Origin of the sequence: Kitasatospora sp. NPDC088160 (assembly GCF_044741445.1) — a bacterium.
GTDB lineage: Bacteria > Actinomycetota > Actinomycetes > Streptomycetales > Streptomycetaceae > Kitasatospora.
The window spans coordinates 1-21504 of record NZ_JBIUSS010000007.1 but is presented as its reverse complement, the minus strand read 5'-3'; the positions used below and the strand labels follow the sequence as shown (position 1 = coordinate 21504).

Here is a 21504-nt window from a genome sequence, read left to right as displayed (position 1 = left end):
CCGGCCGTCGGCCGACCGCCGGAGCGATCATCCTGACACAGCGGTCCGGCTACCCGACCGGCCAGGTGTGCACCGGCTCGCCGGTGCGCATGTGCTCGATGTAGCGCCTGGTCATCGCGGCGAGCGCGGCCGGGCGGTCCATCCCGTACTGCTCGCGCAGCCGGTGGAAGGTCGCGCTCTGCCAGGCCGCGCCGTTGGTGCGGCGCAGGCAGCGCTGCTCGATGATCCCCAGGTAGCGGTCCCGGTCGGCGGGCTCGACGCCCCACTCGTCCAGGCCCTGGTGGGCCATCGGCAGCAGTTCGTTGAGCACCAGGTCGACGGCGGACACCGTGGTCAGCCCGCCGCCGCGGCCCGCCCGGCCCGCCCGCGGCCACTGGAACACCGCGTCGATGCCGTAGCGGGCGCCCTGCCGGAAGTTCTCGTCGGCCCGCTCGAACGGCAGCCGGGTCCAGACCGGCCGGGGCTGCTCGGCGAGCACCCGGACCAGCCCGTAGTAGAAGGCGGCGTTCGCGAGCGTGTCGGCCACCGTCGGCCCGGCCGGCAGCGCCCGGTTCTCCACCCGCAGGTGCGCGGTCCCGCCCGCGATGTCGTACACCGGCCGGTTCCAGCGGTAGATCGTGCCGTTGTGGAGCCGCATCTCGGCGAGCCGGGGCGCGCCGCCGGAGGCGAGCACCTTCAGCGGGTCCTCGTCGTCGCAGATCGGCAGCAGGGCGGGGAAGTACCGCAGGTTCTCCTCGAACAGGTCGTACGCCGAGTCCACCCAGCGCTCGCCGAACCAGGTGATCGGCCGGACGCCCTGCGCCTTGAGTTCCGCCGTACGGGTGTCACAGGCCTGCTGGAACAGCACCGGACGGGTCTCCCGCCACAGCTCCCGCCCGAACAGGAACGGCGAGTTGGCGCCGAGCGCGAGCTGCGCCCCGCAGATCGCCTGGGCCGCGTTCCACACCGAGGAGAAGCGTTCCGGGGTCACCTGAAGGTGCAGTTGCAGGGAGGTCGCGGCGGCCTCGGCCACCATGGTGATGGTCTCCAGCTGGAGGTGTTCGACGCCCTCGATGTCCAGCGCGATGTCCTCGCCGCGGGCGGCCAGGATCTGGTCGCTGAGCAGGCTGTAGCGCGGGTTGTGGGAGATCGCGTCCAGGCCGGTGTGACCGTGCTCCAGGGTCGGCAGGATCCCCACCATGACGATCCGGGCACCGGCCTCGGCGGCCCGCCGGTCGGCGTAGCGCAGCCCGGTTTCGAGCTCCTCGCGCAGATCCTCGAAGACGTGCCCGCACAGCCGGTGCGGCACGATGTTCACCTCGACGTTGAACTGGCCCAGTTCGGTCTGGAAGTCGCTGGAGCCGATCGCGCTCAGCACCTGCGCGTTGCGCAGTGCCGGCAGGCCGTCCTCGTCGGCCAGGTTGAGCTCGATCTCCAGGCCCATGACCGCCCGCGGCCGGTCGAACCGGTCCTCGCGCAGCATCCGCCCCAGCGCGTCGAGGCAGGCCTGGAGCTTGCGCCGGTACAGCTGCCGGTCCGCCAGATCAGCCCGAGTCGCCACGACCTTCTCGCCCACGGTCCCCTCCTCCTGAGACACCGGCCGACCCGACCGTGCAAGCATCATGCCCACCTCGAAGATCGATACCCGAATGCTCGTACTGGCTTGCAATGCAAGGAAACTGACGGATATTCAGCAGATCTGCCGACTTGCCCGGCGCCACCGCCTGTGATAAACAGGTCACCCTGCGCACCTGTTCGATAGAATTCGCACTGCGCTCCGGCCGGCCCGCTCCGCCTCGAAACCCTCGTCGACGGCGGCGACCGCGCCGGCACCGCGATCATGCACAACCGGACACGGCCAGGTCCCGTCACCGATGACACGCCGCGCCACGCCGGTATGCCGCACTCGCACGCCGATCTCGCACGGAGAGGCGGACCCCGCCATGACTCTGCAGACCCCCCAGCCCCCGCCGAGCGCCCTGCGCGCCGTCCTGGCCGCACTCGACTCGGAGACCGCGCTGCGCCAACCCGCCGCCGCAGCACTGCGCCATCCGATCGGCCCGCTGCTCCCCGCGCACCCGCTCGCCGTCCACGTCCTGGACGGGCCGCGCCCGGAGCTGCGCGCCGCCCGCCGGACGGGCTGGCGCTTCCTGATCAAGGACGGCGCCGAGGTCGCCGCCGCCGCGGAGGTCGTCCAGGCCGTCGAGGGCCACACCTTCTCGCACTTCACCGCCGGCCCCTACCTCGACTCGACGGTCCGGGCGCTGCGCCAGGCCTGGCAGCTCGCCCAGGGCTCCCGGTCCCGCCAGCAGCCCCGGCTGCTGACCTTCCCCGGGCAGTACGCGACGGCACTGTGGCTGCACGGCCCCGACGCCGACCCGGCCGCCGACCAGCTGATCCCGCTGGCCCCGGCCCCGCTCGGCGTCACCGCGCACCGCGCCTACCCGGCCGGCGAGCTGCTGCCGCTGCTCACCCGGGCGCCGCTCGCCAAGCCACTGCTGCTCGGCTCCTCCTGAGCCGACCCCACGCCGCCGGGCCGCCGGGCCACCACCCGGGGGCCCGGCGGCGTGCGCGTCGCCCTCGCCCGCCCGAACCACCCGGACGGGCCATCCGCCCTGACCTCCTCGGGCCATGCCGCAGCTGACCCATCGGTGCGCCGTCTCCCGCCGGACCCACCTGAACGGGTGATCTCTACCCGGGAGTTGTGGCGCATGTCACGAAATCCCTGCGCGCGCCCCCACAGATGCCGACACTGGGAACCAGCGTGGAAGGACCACCTGTCCTACCCACTTGAGCGCCGGTCCACACCTGGTCGGCGCGCGGACAGGATCCGGCTACCGCGGCGGCTCCCGACGGCTCCGCCGGCGGCCGCACCACGGGGGAGGATCGCAGAGCGAAGCGAGGGTACGTATGTGCCAGCACCGTCCTGAGTGCCCGTCGGCCGAGTCCGAGGACCGCGAGGCGGCCGTCACGGTGGCCTGCCACCCGGAGCAGGGCTGGAGCCTGCTCTGCAACGGCGTCGTGCTGTTCGAGGACACCGGAGAGCTGCTGCCCGACGGCCGGGTGATCGCGCCGCGCCGCCCCGTCGCCCGCGCGGCCTGACCGCACCGGCGGGGCAGCCGCCGAACGACGACAACGGGCAGGGCCCCGACGGTACGTGCCGTCGGGGCCCTGCCGTACGTCCGGTCCGGATCAGACGCCGTACTCCTCCAGCGGCGGGCAGGAGCAGACCAGGTTGCGGTCGCCGTACGCGCCGTCGATCCGGCTGACCGGCGGCCAGTACTTGTCCGCCGGGTTCACGCCCGCCGGGAAGACCGCCTCCTGCCGCGAGTAGCCGTGCGCCCAGTCGCCGGCCAGCTCGGCGGCGGTGTGCGGGGCGTTGCGCAGCGGGTTGTCCGCGGCCGCCCACTCGCCCGAGCCGACCTTGTCGATCTCGGCCCGGATCTCGATCATCGCGTCGCAGAACCGGTCGATCTCGTGCAGGTCCTCGGACTCGGTCGGCTCGATCATCAGCGTGCCGGCCACCGGGAAGGACATCGTCGGCGCGTGGAAGCCGTAGTCGATCAGGCGCTTGGCGATGTCGTCCACCGTCACGCCCGTCTCCTTGGTCAGCGGGCGCAGGTCGATGATGCACTCGTGCGCGACCAGCCCGCCGGGGCCGGTGTAGAGCACCGGGAAGTGCGGTGCCAGCCGCTTGGCGATGTAGTTGGCGTTCAGCACCGCGACCTGGGTCGCGCGCTTGAGGCCCTCGCCGCCCATCAGCCGGACGTACGCCCAGGAGATCGGCAGGATGGCCGCCGAGCCCCACGGCGCCGCCGAGATCGGGCCGACTCCGGTGGCCGGACCGGCCTCCGGCTGCAGCGGGTGGTTCGGCAGGTACGGCGCCAGGTGGGCGCGCACCGCGACCGGGCCGACGCCCGGGCCGCCGCCGCCGTGCGGGATGCAGAAGGTCTTGTGCAGGTTCAGGTGCGAGACGTCCGCGCCGAACTTGCCCGGCTTGGCGAGGCCGACCAGGGCGTTCAGGTTGGCGCCGTCCACGTACACCTGGCCGCCGGCCTCGTGCACCAGGGCGCAGATGTCGGTGATCTGGGTCTCGTACACGCCGTGGGTGGAGGGGTAGGTGACCATCAGCACGGAGAGGCTGTCCCGGTGCTGCTCGATCTTGGCCTTCAGGTCCTCGACGTCCACGTCACCGTCGACCAGGGTCTTCACCACGACCACGCGCATGCCGGCCATCACCGCGGAGGCCGCGTTGGTGCCGTGCGCGGAGGACGGGATCAGGCAGACGTCGCGCTGGGTGTCGCCGTTGGCGTGGTGGTAGGCGCGGACGGCCAGCAGGCCGGCCAGCTCGCCCTGCGAGCCCGCGTTCGGCTGGATCGAGACGGCGTCGTAGCCGGTCACCTCGACCAGCTGGCGCTCCAGCTCGCGGATCAGGCTGAGGTAGCCCTGGGCCTGCTCGATCGGCGCGAAGGGGTGCAGCTGGCCGAACTCCGGCCAGGTGACGGCCTCCATCTCGGTGGTCGCGTTGAGCTTCATGGTGCAGGAGCCCAGCGGGATCATGCCGCGGTCCAGCGCGTAGTCCCGGTCCGACAGGCGGCGCAGGTAGCGCAGCATGGCGGTCTCCGAGCGGTGGCTGTGGAAGACCGGGTGGGTCAGGTACTCGTCCTGGCGCAGCAGCGCGGCCGGCAGCGCGTCGGCGCCCTCGGCGACCTCGACCGCGGGGACGCCGAACGCGGCCCAGACGGCGGCGAGGTGCTCGCGGGTGGTGGTCTCGTCGGTGGAGACCGAGATCCGGTCCGCGCCGTCCTGGTGGACGTTGACGCCGTTGGCGCGGGCGGCGGCCGCGATCTCGGCGGCACGGCCCGGGACGACGGCGGTGACGGTGTCGAAGAACTCGCCGTGCAGCAGCTCGACGCCGCCGGCCCGCAGGCCCTCGGCGAGGGCGGCGGCGTAGCGGTGGGTGCGGCGGGCGATGTCGGCCAGGCCGTCCGGACCGTGGTAGACGGCGTACATCGAGGCCATGACGGCGAGCAGCACCTGGGCGGTGCAGATGTTGCTGGTGGCCTTCTCGCGGCGGATGTGCTGCTCGCGGGTCTGCAGCGCCAGGCGGTAGGCGCGGTTGCCGTCGGCGTCGACCGAGACGCCGACCAGGCGGCCGGGCAGCGAGCGGGCGTACTCGGCGCGCACCGACAGGTAGCCGGCGTGCGGGCCGCCGAAGCCCATCGGCACGCCGAAGCGCTGCGAGGTGCCGCAGGCGATGTCGGCGCCGAGCGAGCCCGGCGAGGCGAGCAGGGTCAGCGCCAGCAGGTCGGCGGCGACCGCGACGATCGCTCCGAGGCCGTGCGCCTGCTCGATGACCGGGGTGAGGTCGCGGACCACACCGGTGGCGCCCGGGTACTGGAGCAGCACGCCGAAGACGCCGCGCTCGGCGATCTCGGCCGGGATGCCCTCGGACAGGTCGGCGACGACGACCTCGACACCGGTCGGCACCGCGCGGGTGTTGATCACCGCGGTGGTCTGCGGCAGGGTCTCGGCGTCGACCAGGAAGACGCCGCCCTTGACCTTGGTGACGCGGCGGGCGAGCGCCATCGCCTCGGCGGCCGCCGTGCCCTCGTCGAGCAGCGAGGAGCCGGAGGTCGGCAGGCCGGTCAGGTCGGAGACCAGGGTCTGGAAGTTGAGCAGCGCCTCCAGGCGGCCCTGGGAGATCTCCGGCTGGTACGGCGTGTAGGCGGTGTACCAGGCCGGGTTCTCCATGACGTTGCGCAGGATCACCGGCGGGGTGAAGGTGCCGTAGTAGCCCAGGCCGATCATCGGCTGGAGCACCTGGTTGCGGCTCGCCAGCTCGCGCAGTTCGGCGAGCACCTGCGCCTCGCTGCGGCCGCCGGGCAGGTCCAGGCCGGTGATGGAGCGGATCGCCTCGGGAACGGCGGTGGCGGCGAGTTCGTCCAGCGAGCCGTAGCCGATGGACGCCAGCATCTTCTGCTGCGCGGCGTCGTCGGGGCCGATGTGGCGGTTCTCGAAGGGGCTGGCCAGCTCAAGCTCGGTGAGGGTCGAGGCGCCGGTGGGGCGTCCCGCGTTCGGCTGGGCGTTCATGGTGGTCGAGGCCTCCTGGTCACGGACCGGCGGGGGTGCGCACGCCGACCGGCCGGAGCCGCTGCGGACAGCGGCTCGACCCGGGCGGGCGAACCCGACAGGCCTCCCCCTCTGTCATCGGGACCTGAGAGCTTCACCCGCACGGCGCGCTGTGGGCACGCCGCCGGCTTGCACCGTCGGTGAGGGTGGTGCCCGTCGGCTCCCTGCCGACGGTCCTGCCCTGCTTTCCAGAGTGACCTACCCCACACGGTACGGATGCCTGAGAGATTCCGGGGAGGAGTTGCTCCTTCGGCGCCCCGACCAGCGCTTTCCGTGGCCGGGGACTCTCCCGAGCGGGCTCGGCGGTCGCCGCCCAGGGTACCAGCGGCAGGCCCCCTGATCACGGTCGCGTCGGGTCGCTCGGGGTCTACGCGCGTCCCCCGGACGGTCCAGCCCGGAGCCCGTCCGGCGCACCCCGGTCGCGCCCGTCCGATTCATGGCCTTTGGTGTGAAGTGGCAGGCGGAACGGGTGCTCCGGCCACGGTCCTGCGGGAGTTCCGCAGGCGCAGCGCACTGGAGGAAAGAGTGCAAACCGATATCGATCCCCGGGACCTCATCGGCCACAAGGCGGTCGACCGCAACGGAGACAAGATCGGCACGGTCGACGAGGTCTACCTGGACGACGCCACCGGCCAGCCGGAGTGGGCAGCCGTCCGGACCGGCATCTTCGGCCGGGACGCCTTCGTCCCGCTCACCACCAGCGAGTTCTCCGGCGACGAGCTCCGGGTGCCGTACGACAAGTCGCTGGTGAAGGAGTCGCCGGACTTCGGCGTCGGCCAGCACCTGTCGCCCGCCCAGGAGCTCCAGCTCTACCGCTACTACGGCCTGGACACCCCGGCGAACGGCCGCCCGGTCGGTCGGGACAGTGACCTCCCGGTCGGTCGGGACGGCGACCGGCCCGCCAGTCGTGAGGGTGACCGGCCGGCCGGCCGCGAGAGTGACCGCCCGGTCGGCCGGGACGGCGGCCGACCCGCACGCCCCGACCTCGACTTCGGCACCACCTCGGCGGCCGAGCCCGTGAAGCCCATCGCCTTCCACTCCCTCGACCCCGCCCCGACCACCACCCCTGCCGACCCCACCGGCACCGCGACGGAGGTCAGCGTGCGGACCCTCAACACCCCCGCACCCGCGGCCGCCCCCACGACGACCGAGCCCAAGCCGCAGCCCGCCCCGATCGTGACGACCACCGCGACCACGAACTCGGCCGTGGCCCCGCCGGCCTCGGAGCGCTCGACCGGTCCGGCCCCGTCGTCCCCCAACGGCCCGGTGGAGATCACCTGCCGCGAGGAGCGCCTGGACATCACCACGGACTGGCACATCGTGGGCACCGCGAAGCTGCGCAAGTACGTGACCAGCGAGCAGGTCGAGCGCCGCGTCCCGGTGGTCCGCGAGCGCGTCCGGGTGGAGCGGATGCCGGTGAGCGAGGCCGAGCGCGCCTCGCTCACCGAGAAGGAGATCGCCGAGGCGGTGGAGGAGGTCACCCTGCGCGAGGAGCGCCCGGTGGTCCGCAAGTACCTCACCCCGATCGAGCGGGTCCGCCTGGTGGTGGAGCGCTACACCGCCGAGGAGGTGATCCGGGACGAGCTGCGCCGCGAGCACGTCGAGATCCACGACAACACCGCCGCCGCCCCGGCGACCCCGGTGGCCACGCCGGCGGCCGAGGCCCCCCGCCCGGCCGTGCTGCGCCCGTTCGCCTGACCCCTCGCCCCAGGGCCCCGGACCCATCGGTCCGGGGCCCTCGGCATGCCTCGTCCCGGTCGCCGCCCGGCCGGAATCCTTCGATTTTGCCAAAGCGTCACCAATGGATATTTGACACTCTGAAGTATCTCCCGGCATGGTTACTTCAGTTCATTCACTATGTACGGGAGGAAGCAACCGTGAGTGAGGCACCACAGCCCACCACCGCGGCCGAGAAGCAGAGCAGCGCCCGGGTCCTGCCGGCCCTCATCCTGGCGATGCTGTCGTTCAGCGTGGTGCAGACCGCGGTCGTCCCGATCCTGCCCTCGCTGGCCAAGGAACTGAGCGTCTCCGCGTCCAGCGTCACCTGGCTCATGACCGCCAACCTGCTCTCCGCCGCCGTGCTGACTCCCCTGCTGGGCCGCTTCGGCGACCTCCGGGGCCGTAAGCCGATGCTGCTGATCTCGCTGGCCGGTCTGGTCGCCGGCTCGGCACTGGCGGTCAGCACCCACTCCTTCACCTGGCTGGTCGTCGCCCGCGTCCTTCAGGGCGCCGGCGGTGGCGTGCTACCGCTGGCGATCAGCATCGTCCGCGACGAGCTGCCCAAGCAGAAGGTGACCGGCGGCGTCGCCGCCATCAGTGCCTCGATGGGTGTCGGCTCCGGCCTCGGCCTGGTCGCGACCGGTCTCCTGCTGGAGCACTGGAGCTACAAGTCGATCTTCTGGATGGGCCTGGTCTTCGGCCTGATCGCGGTCGCCCTGGTCGCGTTCCGCGTCCCGTCCGACCCGGTCACCGACAAGGAGGGCGGCGCCGACCCGCTCGGCGCCCTCACCCTGGCCGGTTGGCTCTCCGCGCTGCTCGTCGCGGTCAGCCAGGGCAACCACTGGGGCTGGACCTCGACCAAGACCCTCGGCCTGTTCGCCGTGGCCGCCGTCGTCGCCCTGATCTGGGGGGTCATCGAGACCAAGGTCGCGCACCCCCTGGTGGACATGAAGATGATGTCCCGTCCGGCCGTCGCCTTCACCAACCTGGCCGGCCTGCTGATCGGCTTCGGCATGTACGGCTCGTTCATGGTGATCAGCAACTTCGCCCAGACCCCGGAGAAGCTCACCCACTACGGCTTCACCGCGACCGTCCTGCATGCCGGTCTGCTGCTGCTGCCGTCCGCGATCGGCTCGATGGTGGCGGCTCCGGTCGGCGCGATGCTGATCGCCCGCCGCGGCCCGCGCCTGCCGCTGGTCCTCGGTGGCGTCCTGGGTGCCGTCGCGATGGCCTACCTGGCCGTGCGGCACAGCCACGAGGGCGACATCTACACCTCCTCGGCGATCTTCGGCCTCGGCATCGGCCTGGCGTTCTCCGCGATGCCGGCCTACATCAACGGCGCCGTCCCGGTGGAGCAGAGCGGCATCGCCAACGGCATGAACGCCGTGCTGCGCACCGTCGGTGGCGCGATCGGCACCGCCGTGATGGCCGCCATCCTGACCGGCGACACCATGAAGCTGCCGCCGCAGATCCCGCTGCTGCTGCCCACGCTGGACGCCTACAAGCACGCGTTCTGGGCCGCGGCCGTCGTCTGCGCCGTCGCCGGCGTCGTCCCGTTCCTGATCCGCGGCGTCAAGCCGGCCGCCACCGTCGTCGCCTCGGGCGGCACGGCCGAGCGGAACTCCAGCCCCGAGCTGGCCAAGACCGACGCCTGACCAGGCGTCCGGCCGCCGCGCTCAGGGACAGGGCGCGGCGGCCCGGCCTTCGGACGGTCGCGAGGGCATCACGACCGCACGAAGTCCGGCACGGTATGCGGCCCCAACCGGTACTCCCCCCCACCGGTCGGGGCCGCTTCGCGTTTCACACCCCCGGCGCCCCCGTCTCCTCCGGCGCCTCCCTCTCCCCGGGCGCCCCCGTCTCCTCCGGCCCCTCGGCCCCCCAAAGCGGCAGCGGACGGGCCGGTTCCAGCGCCGGATCGTCCACCGCGAAGGTCCGGATGCGCCCCGGCCCGCTCCACGGCGTCTCGAACCGCACGGTGACCCGCCCGACACCGCTGCCCTGCACCCACCCGGGCCCCAGCTCGGTATGGCGGACGTCCTGCCCGGGCATCCAGCGGCGCGGCGCGACCGCCTCCGGTTCCTCCTCGGCCGTCTCGACCTCCGCCTCCGCGTGCTCGGCCGCCTCCTCCCGCAGGGCCTGCGCGAACAAGTCCTCCTGGGTGTAGTCGGCCAGCTGGGCGACCCCCACCCCGAGCAGCCGCACCCCGCCGGTGATGTCCACCTGGGAGGCCAGCCGACGCGCCGTCTCGATGACCACCGCCTCGTCGTCGGTGGGCCCGCGCAGCGTCTCCGAACGGGTCAGCGTCGAGAAGTCGAACCGCCGGACCTTGAGCACCACCGTCCGCCCCGAGCGCCCGGCCGCGCGCAGCCGCCGCACGCACCGGGCGGCCAGCACCTCCACCTCGCGCAGCACCCGCTCCCGGTCGGCGAGGTCCACCTCGAAGGTGTCCTCCACCGAGACCGACTTGGCGTCCTGGTCGGCCACCACCGGCCGGTCGTCCAGCCCTATCGACATCTGGTGCACACCCGCGCCGTGCGCCCGCCCGAGCAGCTGCACCAGTTCGCCCTCCCCCGCCTCGGCGAGGTCCGCCACGGTGTTCAGTCCGGCCCGCCGCAGCACCTGTTCAGTGGCCGGCCCGATCCCGGGCAGCGCCCGGACCGGCATCGGGCCGAGCACGGTCCGTTCCTGCCCGGGTTCGATCAGCACCAGCCCGTCCGGTTTGGCCTGCTCGGAGGCGATCTTCGCCATCAGCTTGGATCCGGCCGCCCCGACCGACCCGGTCAGCCCGGTGCGCCGCTGGATGTCCGCCCGCAGGTCCTCCGCCAGGGCGAGCACCAGCCGCTCCCCGGTCTCGTGGTCGGACTCCGCCAGCACCGGACCGTAGGGGCCGGCCTCCAGGTCGACGAAGGCCTCGTCCAGGCTGAGCGGCTGCACCAGCGGCGACAGCTCGCGCAGCAGACCCATCACGAGCTCGCTGACCTGCCTGTAGGCCTCGAACCGGCCGCTCAGAAAGGCCGCGTTGGGGCAGAGCCGGCGCGCCTGCGCCATCGGCATCGCCGAGTGCACCCCGAACCTCCGCGCCTCGTACGAGGCGGTGGAGACCACCCCGCGCCCGCCGAGCCCGCCGACGACCACCGGTTTGCCGCGCAGGCTCGGCTTGGCCGCCTGCTCCACCGCCGCGAAGAAGGCGTCCATGTCGAGGTGGATGATGCTCGGCAGTGATCGCACCCGCCGATCATCCCGCAGGGGTCCGACAATGCGTACGAACCCGAGCAGGCCCTAGCGCTGCGCGGCGTCCGCCAGCGCCTTCGGGATGCCGTCCTCCCGGGGGCCGAGGAACAGCGGGTCCGGCCGCAGCCAGGCGTTGACCGCCGCCTTGCCCGCCCCGGGGATCTCCCGCAGCCCGCCGTACAGCCAAGTGCCGTCGTGCGGTTCCGGCACCCCGACCGCGTACGCGTCGATGCCCGCCGCCTCGCACAGGGCCAGCGCCCGGCGGACGTGGAAGTCCTGGCTGACCAGCACCGCCCGCTCCACCCCGAAGACCCGCCGGGCCCGGGTGCAGGAGTTCCAGGTGTCGAAGCCCGCGTAGTCGCCCACCACCCGGACCGCCGGCACCCCGTGCTCGATCAGGTACGTCCGCATCGCGTCCGGCTCGTCGTAGCTGTCCCGGCCGTTGTCGCCGGTCACCAGGATCGCCTGCACCTTCCCCGCCCGGTACAGGTCCAGCGCCGCCTTCAGCCGGTGCTCCAGGTACGGCGACGGCTTGCCCTGGTCCAGCCCGGCGCCGAAGACCACCGCGACCGGCGCGGACGGCACGCCGGCCACCGTGCCGACCCGGTCCCCGGCCGAGCACCACAGCCACGCGCTCGGCGCCAGCGCCAGCGAGCAGAGCACCGTCGCCGTCTGGAAGGCCCTGCGCTGCACGGACCGCCGCCGAAACCGGACCTTCAGCAGCCCGCCCCGACGCCGCAGCAGACCCGCTATCCCGGTGCCGAACCCCACGTGTCCTCCCTCGATCGCCTCACCAGGCGCAACCACGAGGCCGCGGGCCCGGACGGTTCCCCGTCCGGGCCCGCGGCCTCGTCAGTTCTGCGTTCAGACCGCCCGGTTGCGCCGCTGGGCCAGCTCGTCGGACGGGTCGTGGCCGACCAGCGTCTCGCCGGTGTCGGTGCGCTCCGCGTGCAGCCGCCCGAGCGTCAGCTCCAGCTCCCGCCAGACCGCTCCGACCGCGATGCCGAACACGCCCTGACCGCCCTTCAGCAGGTCCACCACCTGCTGCGGCGTGGTGCACTCGTACACCGTCGCGCCGTCGCACATCAGCGTCATCCCGGCCAGGTCGCCCTGCTCGGCCGCCTGCAGATGGGCGACCGCCACCCGGATGTTCTGCAGCGAGACGCCCGCGTCGAGCAGCCGCTTCACGATCTTCAGCAGCAGGATGTCGCGGAAGCTGTAGAGCCGCTGGCTGGTGGCCGGGTACGCCGAACGGACGCTGGGCTCCAGCAGTCCGGTCCGGGCCCAGTAGTCCAGCTGGCGGTACGTGATGCCGGCCGCCGCGCAGGCCGTCGGACCGCGGTAGCCGATCAGTTCGGACGTCGGGGCCAGCCGCTCGATGGCGGGCTGACCGGGCTGCACGGCCGGGAACCTGCCCACCCGGGGCAGGTCCGTCACGGTGCGAGCGGTGCGCGGCAGGTGCACGGCACACAGGCCTCCCACGGCCGTGTCATCGCCGGTGCTGCTCATGCCTGCCTCCGTCCACTGGTGCTGCGGGCAACCCGAACTGCGGGCATCGGTCACCCGGACAGCCACTCCTGACGGTAGGCAGTCCCCTATGACCCGTCAACGATCGCCACGCCGGGCCAGCCAAACCACATCACTCAGGAGAGTGGTTTTTCGTGCCCCTAGTGTGGGTAGGTCGACGGTTTTTGGCAAAACGGCAAGCCAAACAACGGCCTGACCTGTAGGGAAATCCGGTTCGCACTACTGCGGACCGCTGCCCCCGAAGTCCTCGGGCGACACCTGGTCGAGGAACTCGCGGAACTTCTCGACCTCGTCCTCCTGCTCGTCCGGAATCGCGATGCCCGCCTCGGCGAGCACCTCCTCGCTCCCGTAGATCGGCGTGCCGGTGCGCAGGGCCAGCGCTATCGCGTCGGACGGCCGGGCGCTCACCTCGACCCCGCCAGTGAAGACCAGCTCGGCGTAGAAGACGCCCTCCCGCAGGTCGGTGATCCGGACCTCGGTGAGCTGCTGCCCGAGCGCCTCCAGGACGTCCTTGAACAGGTCGTGCGTCAGCGGGCGGACCGGCGTCATGCCCTGCTGGGCGAAGGCGATCGCGGTCGCCTCGCCGGGACCGATCCAGATCGGCAGGTACCGATCGCCCCCGACCTCCCGCAGCAGCACGATCGGCTGGTTGGAAGGCATCTCCACTCGGACACCCACGACGTCGAGCTCATTCACACAGGCAACCCTATGGCTCAGGCCCCGGATATGAAAGCGCAGGGCCGACGCCGCTGGTCAGCGCGGTGCACGCCGACCGCCCGGGGTCTGGACAGCCACCCCGCAGGAGCCCCGCGGGAATCCCACGGGGACGCTATCCGCGGCTGCGCAGACCGGCCTGGACCATCGCCGCGTGCAGCCGCACGGACAGTGTCGCCAGCTCCCGCGCGGTGGCCTCGGCATGGGCCCTGGTCTGCGGGTTCCGGTGCCGGCGCAGTGGCGCCACCACCTGTTCCACCAGCGCGATCTCCCGATCCGCCGCGGCCTTCATGGCCCGCAGGTGCCGCGGTTCCAGCCCGTACCGGCCGAGTTCCGCGACCAGCCGGGCCACCTGCAGCGCCTCGCCGTCGTACCCGCCGTCCGGACCGGGCGCGACCAGACCGTAGGACTCCCATTCGGACAGCTCGCGCTCACCGGACTCGGCGGCCGCCAGCAGTTCGGCACGCCCCAGCCGGACTCCGGACGGGACGTCGGCCGAGGCCCCCAGCTCCCGGTCCGCTTCCTCCACCGGCCCGGGTCGGGTGTCGGCGGAGGGCGGCAGCGCGGGCGGTGCCTCACCGCGCTCGATGGCGTCCAGGTGCTCGCGGATCACCCGCAGCGGCAGGTAGTGGTCACGCTGCATCCGCAGGACGTAGGCCAGCCGCTCGACGTCGGCCGGGCTGAACTTGCGGTACCCCGAGGGCGTGCGCTGCGGCTCGACCAGCCCCTCCGCCTCCAGGAACCTGATCTTGGAGATGGTGACCTCGGGGAAGTCGTCGCGCAGGAAGGTCAACACCGCGCCGATGCTCAGCAGCTCGTCACCGCCGCGCCGCCGCCCACCCGGCCGGTCCGGGCGGACCGGCTGCCTGGGGCCCGCGACCACCCCGCGCGCGCCGCGGTCCGCGTGCGGACCGGACGATGCGGGGGTGGCCGCCCCGAGAGAAGATGAAGGGGTATTCGTACTCACTCGGGCTCCTACCGACGTTGGGTTCAGTACCCCCGGTTGTGGCCGGCGAAGAACACCAGCCGGTACTTCCCGATCTGCACCTCGTCACCGTTGTTCAGCGACACCTCGTCGATCCGCTCCCGGTTGACGTAGGTGCCGTTGAGGCTGCCGACGTCCGCGACGCTGAACCCGGCCTGCGTCCGACGGAACTCCACGTGGCGCCGCGAGACCGTGACGTCGTCCAGGAAGATGTCGCCCTGCGGGTGACGGCCGGCCGTGGTGACGTCCGAGTCCAGCAGGAAGCGGCTGCCCGAGTTCGGACCGCGCTGGACGATCAGCAGGGCCGAGCCCGGCGGCAGCGCGTCGATCGCCGACAGCACCTCGGCCGACAGGGCCGGCGTCGCGCCGGTGCCGGTCGTGGTGTTGGGGTCGTACGACTCCAGGCCGGAGATGGAGATGGTCGACGTGGTCTCCGCCGCCCCCTCCGGAAGCAGGCCACCGCGCAGGGCCGTACCGCAGTTGGAGCAGAACCGGGCCGATGACGGGTTCTGGTTGCCGCACCTGGGGCACGGAGTGGGGCCAGCCATGTTCACAGCCTCCTGGCGCGGCACACCCGACGGGTTGTGCCCGGCGTACGGATCGGGGGCAAACCCTCCACCAGAGGTTGAGGGTCCTGACTGGAAACCTATGCGCGGGTCGCCGGAAGGGTCAACCGACGCGCCGTAGCCCACCGGATTCCCTGCGTACTGGGCGGCGGCGCCGTCCCGGAACAGCTGCTGCTCGGCGTACGGCGCCCCCTCTGGAGCGGGGCGCATGCCCGGCACGGCGGCCTCGTCCTCGGGCCGGCGGTGCCGCGCGGTCGGCGCCTCGACGGAGGCCGCGCCACGGCCCTTGTTACGACCGAACAACTTCGAGAAGAAACTCACGGGCGAATCCCCTTGCGTGTGACAGACCCGCCCGCGGGGCAGGGTGAGAACCTCGGACAGACTGCGGGCCCGGTTGCGGATCGGGCCTGCTGGAGTGGTACTCCGACGGTTGGTACTGCTGTTGGTGCTCCGGTGCGTGCTGGTACGACCCAGTCTCGCCCACGCGACGGCGGCGCCCCGCACCGGGTGCCGCCCGCAGGTGACGGGCCGTTCGTCGGGCGCCCCGTCACTTCGAAGCCGGCTTGGCGTACTGCGGCGTCTTCAGATCCACGAGGGCGTCCACGACCACCTTCTGCTGCTGGGTGATCGTCGCCCGCGCCTGGTGACTCTCCAGAGTACGGACGACACCCCCCGGGATGTTCAGCGCGGGTGTCAGATCCTGCGGGTTCCCCACGACGGTGAACCGATAGGGCTGCGAGACCTTCTTCCCGTCGATCTGCACCCCGCCGCCCGACACGTCGGTGAAGTAGGTGTTGACCACCACGCGCACATCGTTGATCTGAATCGCCTCCGCCCCTGCCGCTCGAAGTTCTTGCAGGGTGTCCAGCAGCATATCTGCCTTCACCTGCCCTTGGGGATCATCGACCGTGAGTACGATGCCCGGACCAGTGGCTTTGACGGTACCGGCGAGCACGCCGAGCTCCGTCGCCTTCTTCCTGGTCTGCTCCTGGGCCTCCTTGGCCTGGTTGGAACTGTTCTCCAACTTGGCCAGGGACTGCTCCAACTCCGCCTTCTCCTGCTGAAGACGCTGCTGACGGCTGTCCAGTTCGTCGAGGATGCGCACCAGGTCCTCCTGGCGGGCCCCGCGGAGCTGGCTGTGGTGGTCGTTGGTCGACCGCACCTGGATCGCCAGCCCCAGACCGAGCGAGAACAGCAGCAGCGCCACCACCAGCTGCCCGCGCGACATCCGCGGCGGCCACAGGGCTGCCTTGAGGCGCCGCCGTCCCGCACCGCGGTCCAGGGCGGCCGGCTCCACCACGGGCTCAGGCTCGGGCTCAGACGCAGGCACGGGCGCAGGCGCTGCGGCCTTCGCGAGCCGCACCGCGGGCGTGGGCGCCGCCTCCGCATCAAGCTCAGGCTTAGCGTCAGACTTCGCCGCAGCCTGTTCCTCGGGCTCCCCCACCGCCGCCACGGGCCCCTCGGCCCTCCCCGGCTCCTCGGCCGGTTCGGCGCGCTGGACCTCCCCGGCCCCGTCCACCGGCTCGACCGGGCCCGCCTCGGCCGCCGACTCCGGCCCCGGCGCCTCGGCAGCCCGCTCCGACGCCTTCCCGCCGCCGTCCGCGTGCTCCTCCGCCGCCCCGCGGCCCGGCTCAGGCGCGGAAGACATGGCGCCGAATCGCGGCCGCGTTGGAGAAGATGCGGATGCCGAGGACGACGACCACACCCGTGGACAGCTGCGAGCCGACGCCCAGCTGGTCACCGAGGAAGACGATCAGTGCCGCGACCACCACGTTCGACAGGAACGAGACGATGAACACCTTGTCGTTGAAGATCCCGTCCAGCATCGCCCGGACGCCGCCGAACACGGCATCCAGCGCCGCCACCACCGCGATCGGCAGGTACGGCACGACGGCGTCCGGCACCTCGGGCTGGACGAAGAGTCCGACGACCACCCCGATCACGAGACCCAGTACGGCAATCACGGTCTAGCTGCTCCTGTCCCTGCGGACGACGACCCGGTCGGGGCCGTCGTGGACGAGTGGGCTGTCGTGGTCTTCGCGGACCCGCTCGGCGTACGCCGACCGGTGCTGCCCGCAGACGGTGAAACGGACGCGCTCGGGCTCCCGGAGGTTCCGGCGGTGGGTGACGGCGTCGGGGTGACCGAAGCCGCCGACGGGGACGCCGGGGGCGAGGGCTCGGGCGTGACCGGCTGGGCGGTCCGCAGCGTCACGCCCACCGCGGCCGGCAGCGTCAGGCTCTTCTGCGCGGACATGGTCGACTTGATGCCGTACTTCTCCTGGAGCAGCCGCAGGTACTGCCCGGCCATGTCGTTCTCGAAGGCGGTGAGCAGCTTCGGCCCATCCCCGATCGCCTGGATGTTGTACGGCGGGACGAGCGGTCGGTTGTCCACCAGCACCGCCTCTCCCGCAGCCCGGATCGCCGAGAGCGCGGTGAGCCGCTGACCGTTGATCGCCACGGCTTCCGCACCGGATCCCCACAGGCCGTTCACCACCAACTGGAGGTCGCGGTCCCGTAGCCGGCCGCTGTTGGAGAAGCCCTGCCCGGCCCGCGGGTCGACGTTTCCCCCGCCGCCGGTCCCCGCCGCGTCCTCCAGGACCAGCTTGACGCCCGGCCCCGCGACCTCGCCCAGGCCCACCGCGCCGGTCAGACCTCCCTGGTCGCCGTCGCCCGTGGCGAGCGCCTGCTGCTGCGTGCTCTCGACCTTGCGCCGCAGGTCCTGGACCTGCTGCTGGAGGTGGTCGGCCGAGCCGTTGGTGTCGTTGATCCGGTGGATCAGCGCGTCCCGTTCCTTGGCCAGCGTCGGCTCCGCCTTGTGCGCGTTCACCGCGCCGACCGTCACCACGACCCCGACCAACGCCAGCCCGGCGGCCAGCGTGAGCAGGCCTCGGGCCGTCCTGGGTATCCGGCTGTCGTGGTCTCCGCCCCGCGCCGCGGCCGCCTCGGCGTAGCCCTCGTCGAGGCTGTGGTCCATGACGTTGGTCAGCAGGGACATCGAGGCGTCCGGGCGGTTGTACCGTCCGTTCGGGGCACTCGGCGTCGGCGTCGCTGGCATGCGGACCATCGTCCCACGTCGGCGAAGGGGCCCGCGCACACCCCTTGAGCTGCACACACGACACAAAGTGACGGATCATTGCGAACAGTGTTAAAACGGACAGCGGGGCGCGCGGACCATGCCGCGCGCCCCGACCGTCAGGACCGTCGGACGATCAGGCCGGTGTCGTCACCTCCCGGCCCCGTCGACCACCGCCGCCCACTCGTCCAGCAGCGCCTCCGTGGCCTCGTCGTCCGGACCCTCTGCCCACAGGTGGGTGGTCGCCTCGGCCGGGTCCGGCAGCACCAGCGTCCAGCGCCCGTCCGCCTCGACGACCCGGACGCCGTCGGTGGTGTCCAGCCGCCGACTGCCGGCCGCCTCGACCACCGAGCGCATCACCATCCCCTTGGCCGCCCACGGCGTCGCCAGGTCCCGACGACGGATGTGCGCCTGCGGGATGCGCGCGTCGATCTGGCTCAGCGTGAGCTGGGTCCGCGCCACCAGGCCGACCAACCGCACGAAGGCCGCGGCCCCGTCCAGCACTCCGCTGAACTCCGGCACCACGAACCCGCCGCGCCCGTCCCCACCGAACACCGTGCCCTCGGTGGCGGCCGCCTTCGCCAGGTCGTCCGGCGTCGTCGTGGTCCAGATGACCTGGGTGCCGTGGTACGCGGCGACCTGCTCGGCGATCCGGGTCGTGGTCACCGGCAGCGCCACCTGCCCGCTGCGCCGTTCTGCCGCGACCAGGTCCAGCAGCACCAGCAACGCCCGGTCGTCGTCGATCACCCGGCCCAGTTCGTCGACGAACGCGACCCGCTCGCCGACCGGGTCGAAGCGGACGCCGAAGGCCGCCCGGGAGGAGGCCACCAGCTCACCGAGCCTGGCCAGCCCGGCCCGCCGCTCCTCCGCGTCCTCCGTCGGCCGCGCCTCGTCCAGCCCGCTGGAGACGGTGAGCGCCTCCACTCCGAGCCGTCCGAGGATGCTCGGCAGAACCAGGCCGGCGCTGCCGTGCGCGGTGTCCACGACCACCTTCAGTCCGGCCTCCCGGACCCCGGTGGTGTCGACGGCCCGCAGCAGGTTGCCCGCGTAGGAGTCGAAGACGCTGGACGGGAAGGTCAGGTCCCCGATCTCACCGGGGAAGGCCCGCCGGTACTCCTGGCGCGCGTACACGCGGTCCAGCTTGCGCTGGCCGGCCTGCGAGAGATCGGCCCCGCGCTCGTCGAAGAAGAGGATGTCCAGAGAGTCGGGCACCCCCGGCGTGGTCCGCAGGAAGATCCCGCCCGCACTCCCTCGCGCGGTGTGCTGCCGGGCCACCGGCATCGGCACGTTCTCCAGGTCGCGGACGTCTATGGCCGACGTCTGGAGCGCCGAAATCATCGCCCGTTTGAGCGCACGCGCACCACGCGAGTGGTCACGCGCAATGGTGACGGTCGCCCCCTTCTTCAGGGTCGTGGCGTACGCGCCGGCCAACCGCACGGCCAGTTCCGGGGTGATCTCGACGTTCAGGATCCCCGACACGCCACGCACGCCGAACAGGTGCTCCTGGCCGCGGGACTCCCAGATCACCGACGTGTTGACAACGGCGCCGGCCTCGATGGTCTTGAACGGATAGACCCGGACGTTCGCACCGATGATCGACTCCTCGCCGATCAGGCACTCGTCCCCGATCACCGCGCCGTCCTCGATCCGGGCGGCCCGCATCACGTCGGTGTTCTTTCCGACCACGCAGCCGCGCAGATTGCTCTGCGGCCCGATGTAGACGTTGTCGTGCACGACCGCCTTGTGGAGGAAGGCCCCGCGCTTGACCACCACGTTGCTGCCGAGCACGGTGTGCTCGCGGATCTCGACGCCGGCCTCGACCTTGGCGTAGTCCCCGATGTACAGCGGCCCACGCAGCACGGCCTCCGGGTCCACCTCCGCGCCCTCGGCCACCCAGACGCCCGGCGAGATCTCGAACCCGTCGAGCTCGACGTCGACCTTGCCCTCCAGGACGTCCGCCTGGGCCTTGCCGTAGCTCTCGTGGGTGCCCACGTCCTCCCAGTAGCCCTCGGCGACGTAGCCGTAGACCCGCTTGCCCTCCTTCAACAATTGCGGGAAGACGTCACTCGACCAGTCGACGGACTCACCTGCCGCGACGTAGTCGAAGACCTCTGGTTCCATCACGTAGATACCGGTGTTCACAGTGTCCGAGAAGACCTGCCCCCAGGTCGGCTTCTCCAGGAAGCGCTCGACCCGTCCGTCGTCGTCCGTGATCGTGATACCGAACTCGAGGGGATTCGGCACCCTGGTGAGACAGACGGTGACCAGCGCGTTCTTGCTGCGGTGAAAGTCGATCAATTCCGAGAGGTCGAAGTCGGTCAGTGCGTCACCGGAGATCACCAGAAAGGAGTCGTCCTTCAACGCGTCCTCGGCGTTCTTGACACTCCCCGCGGTACCTAGCGGCGTCTCCTCGTGGGCATAGGTCAGATGCATGCCCAGGTCCTCGCCGTCACCGAAGTAGTTCTTGACCAGTGAGGCCAGGAACTGGACGGTGACGACGGTGTCGGAGAGGCCGTGCCGCTTCAGCAGCCGAAGCACGTGCTCCATGATCGGCCTGTTGGCGACCGGAAGCAGCGGCTTCGGCATGCTGGAGGTCATCGGGCGGAGTCGGGTTCCTTCGCCCCCTGCCATGACAACGGCTTTCATTACGGGTGCGTCCTCCTTTGCGGTGGTGGACCTACAGAGGTCCATCAAACCGTTCCAGAGGGATCCCTACCCGGAAGGTATCGTCCGACGCACCGATACGGCGTGGGACTTCTCTCAGATCACGTCTCAGACTGCGGACGCGGAGCCCGTCGAGCCCGCACGGGTGATCCGCCGGGCCTGAACCGCGTAAAGAATACCGGCCCACCAGTACAATGTGGTCCCCCACCAGATGAAGGCCCAGCTCACCACCTCGGCCGGCCGAGCGATCCAGCTGTCCACGCTGCCGAGCAGGAGAAGCGGAAACGCGTACATCAGATTGAAGGTCGCGGCCTTCCCCAGAAAACTCACCTGAAGCGGCCCGTAACCGTGCCGGTTCAAAATGGGCAGCAGCGCACCGATAAACACTTCCCGGGCCAGCAGAATCGCCGTCACCCACCACGGAAGAAACTCACGCCAGGTCAAACCGACCAACGTGGACAGCACGTAGAGCCGGTCGGCCAGCGGATCGAGCAGCTGCCCCACCCGGCTGACCTGCCCCCATCGCCGCGCGAGTTTCCCGTCGAGGTAGTCGCTGACACCGCTCAGCATCAGGATCAGCAGCGCCCAACCATCGTTGTTGGGGCCGTCGAAAACCGGCCAGAGAATCAGCCAGAGAAAAAGCGGAACACCGACCAGCCGGCCCATGCTGAGCAGGTTGGGGATGGTGAGGACGCGATCGGTCTGGACCCGCGTCTCCTGGACCTCCACCCGGGGGCCTCCTGTCCCGTGTGACGACAATGCACGTTGACCCTACAACAGAAAAGCCCCCGCCAGGTTCACCCGGCGGGGGCTTCTCTCGAATGATTGTTCGGCGGCGTCCTACTCTCCCACAGGGTCCCCCCTGCAGTACCATCGGCGCTGTAAGGCTTAGCTTCCGGGTTCGGAATGTAACC

The 21504-nt window shown here is 71.6% G+C and carries 17 protein-coding genes, 1 rRNA gene, 1 pseudogene and 1 riboswitch; of the genes and pseudogenes, 5 read left to right on the top strand and 14 right to left on the bottom strand.

Annotation, left to right across the window (positions count from 1 at the left end):
• Positions 1-49: 49 nt before the first annotated feature.
• Positions 50-1555, bottom strand: a complete 1506-nt coding sequence (locus ACIOGZ_RS12355) for a glutamate--cysteine ligase (RefSeq protein ID WP_363585302.1) — start codon at positions 1553-1555, stop codon at positions 50-52.
• 367 nt (positions 1556-1922) lie between these two features.
• Between ACIOGZ_RS12355 and ACIOGZ_RS12350 the strand changes: the two genes are divergently transcribed.
• Both ACIOGZ_RS12350 and ACIOGZ_RS12345 read left to right on the top strand, forming a co-directional pair.
• Positions 1923-2495, top strand: coding sequence for a hypothetical protein (locus ACIOGZ_RS12350; protein ID WP_400985841.1), 573 nt, complete (start codon positions 1923-1925; stop codon positions 2493-2495).
• A gap of 394 nt (positions 2496-2889) precedes the next feature.
• Positions 2890-3081, top strand: coding sequence for a DUF5999 family protein (locus ACIOGZ_RS12345; RefSeq protein ID WP_363585304.1), 192 nt, complete (start codon positions 2890-2892; stop codon positions 3079-3081).
• Between the two features lie 90 nt (positions 3082-3171).
• On the opposite strand, the gene gcvP is transcribed toward ACIOGZ_RS12345, so the two are convergent.
• Positions 3172-6072 (bottom strand): aminomethyl-transferring glycine dehydrogenase, encoded by a 2901-nt coding sequence (gcvP, locus tag ACIOGZ_RS12340; protein ID WP_363585305.1) that lies wholly within the window; start codon positions 6070-6072, stop codon positions 3172-3174.
• A 237-nt stretch (positions 6073-6309) separates the two neighbouring features.
• A riboswitch (glycine riboswitch) is annotated at positions 6310-6413 on the bottom strand.
• Positions 6414-6636: 223 nt separating this feature from the next.
• Between gcvP and ACIOGZ_RS12335 the strand changes: the two are divergent.
• The 3 genes and pseudogenes from ACIOGZ_RS12335 to ACIOGZ_RS12325 all read left to right on the top strand — a co-directional run.
• Positions 6637-6999: pseudogene (locus tag ACIOGZ_RS12335) on the top strand (PRC-barrel domain-containing protein); the annotation flags it as partial.
• Between the two features lie 129 nt (positions 7000-7128).
• A complete protein-coding gene (locus tag ACIOGZ_RS12330) occupies positions 7129-7809 on the top strand; it encodes a YsnF/AvaK domain-containing protein (protein WP_400986007.1) in 681 nt (226 codons plus the stop codon).
• A gap of 179 nt (positions 7810-7988) precedes the next feature.
• Entirely contained in the window at positions 7989-9485 is a 1497-nt protein-coding gene (locus tag ACIOGZ_RS12325; RefSeq protein WP_363585306.1) for an MFS transporter, read from the top strand.
• A gap of 145 nt (positions 9486-9630) precedes the next feature.
• On the opposite strand, the gene ACIOGZ_RS12320 is transcribed toward ACIOGZ_RS12325, so the two are convergent.
• The 12 genes from ACIOGZ_RS12320 to rrf all read right to left on the bottom strand — a co-directional run.
• A complete protein-coding gene (locus ACIOGZ_RS12320) occupies positions 9631-11058 on the bottom strand; it encodes a DNA polymerase IV (protein WP_400985839.1) in 1428 nt (475 codons plus the stop codon).
• A 51-nt stretch (positions 11059-11109) separates the two neighbouring features.
• Positions 11110-11832, bottom strand: a complete 723-nt coding sequence (locus tag ACIOGZ_RS12315; protein ID WP_400985837.1) for a vancomycin high temperature exclusion protein — start codon at positions 11830-11832, stop codon at positions 11110-11112.
• Between the two features lie 93 nt (positions 11833-11925).
• A complete protein-coding gene (locus ACIOGZ_RS12310) occupies positions 11926-12570 on the bottom strand; it encodes a MerR family transcriptional regulator (protein ID WP_363585308.1) in 645 nt (214 codons plus the stop codon).
• 237 nt (positions 12571-12807) lie between these two features.
• Positions 12808-13284, bottom strand: a complete 477-nt coding sequence (locus ACIOGZ_RS12305) for a bifunctional nuclease family protein (protein ID WP_063350203.1) — start codon at positions 13282-13284, stop codon at positions 12808-12810.
• A 133-nt stretch (positions 13285-13417) separates the two neighbouring features.
• On the bottom strand, positions 13418-14113 hold the full coding sequence (locus ACIOGZ_RS12300) for a MerR family transcriptional regulator (RefSeq protein ID WP_363585318.1): 696 nt from the start codon (positions 14111-14113) through the stop codon (positions 13418-13420).
• A gap of 179 nt (positions 14114-14292) precedes the next feature.
• Entirely contained in the window at positions 14293-15174 is an 882-nt protein-coding gene (locus ACIOGZ_RS12295) for an FHA domain-containing protein (RefSeq protein WP_400811828.1), read from the bottom strand.
• Positions 15175-15400: 226 nt separating this feature from the next.
• The gene (locus ACIOGZ_RS12290) at positions 15401-16297 is read right to left on the bottom strand and encodes a DUF881 domain-containing protein (RefSeq protein WP_400811871.1); all 897 of its coding nucleotides are present in this window, start codon (positions 16295-16297) and stop codon (positions 15401-15403) included.
• Between the two features lie 187 nt (positions 16298-16484).
• Positions 16485-16817 carry a small basic family protein gene (locus tag ACIOGZ_RS12285; protein WP_030062488.1) on the bottom strand — a complete coding sequence of 111 codons (333 nt, stop codon included), beginning with the start codon at positions 16815-16817 and terminating at the stop codon, positions 16485-16487.
• The gene (locus ACIOGZ_RS12280) at positions 16814-17908 is read right to left on the bottom strand and encodes a DUF881 domain-containing protein (protein WP_363620831.1); all 1095 of its coding nucleotides are present in this window, start codon (positions 17906-17908) and stop codon (positions 16814-16816) included. Before ACIOGZ_RS12280 ends, ACIOGZ_RS12285 begins: the two co-directional genes overlap by 4 nt.
• Positions 17909-18076: 168 nt before the next feature.
• Positions 18077-20572 (bottom strand): mannose-1-phosphate guanyltransferase, encoded by a 2496-nt coding sequence (locus ACIOGZ_RS12275; protein ID WP_063350200.1) that lies wholly within the window; start codon positions 20570-20572, stop codon positions 18077-18079.
• A 126-nt stretch (positions 20573-20698) separates the two neighbouring features.
• Positions 20699-21319 carry a CDP-diacylglycerol--glycerol-3-phosphate 3-phosphatidyltransferase gene (pgsA, locus tag ACIOGZ_RS12270; protein WP_363585311.1) on the bottom strand — a complete coding sequence of 207 codons (621 nt, stop codon included), beginning with the start codon at positions 21317-21319 and terminating at the stop codon, positions 20699-20701.
• Between the two features lie 98 nt (positions 21320-21417).
• A 5S ribosomal RNA gene (gene rrf / locus ACIOGZ_RS12265) occupies positions 21418-21504 on the bottom strand; the annotation flags it as partial.